The 485-nt window shown below is 62.3% G+C and carries 1 pseudogene; it reads right to left on the bottom strand.

The features are described from left to right. Positions 1-485: pseudogene (locus ACTHUE_RS20200) on the bottom strand (primosomal protein N'); the annotation flags it as partial.

Genomic DNA, 485 nt, shown 5'->3' with positions numbered 1-485 from the left:
CATCCGCAGGCCGACCAGAATATCGATTTCGGTGTCGGCGATGCGGCAGTACAAACCCGCCCGGTCATTTTTGTGCGCGGTGCTTTCCTTGTCGACGCGGACGACGGCGACCTTGGGCAGGAAGGCGCGTAGGGTTTCTTCGACGCACTGCGTGCCGTGGCCGGTGGCGGTCAGGTTTTGTTTGCCGCAGTCGGGGCATTTGAATGGGATGGGTTCGCGGTGGTCGCAGTGGTGGCAGCGCAGTTGGCGGGCGCGGTGGTGCAGCACCATCTTGGCGGAGCAGTTCGGGCAGCCGAAGGTATGGCCGCAGTCGCCGCAAAACAGCGCGTGCGCGAAGCCGCGCCGGTTGAGGTACACCAGCGACATGCCGCCTGCTTAAAAGTTCTGTTTCAAAAGCTGCAAGGCTTGCGGCGAGAAGCCGTGGTCGAGTTTCAGACGACCTACGTGGAGGATGTCTACTTGCGGCAGTTGCGCAGTGGTATGGG

Source organism: Neisseria sp. P0021.S005 (assembly GCF_051956955.1).
The sequence above is the reverse complement of the archived record's forward strand: the minus strand, read 5'-3'. Positions and strand labels throughout refer to the sequence as shown.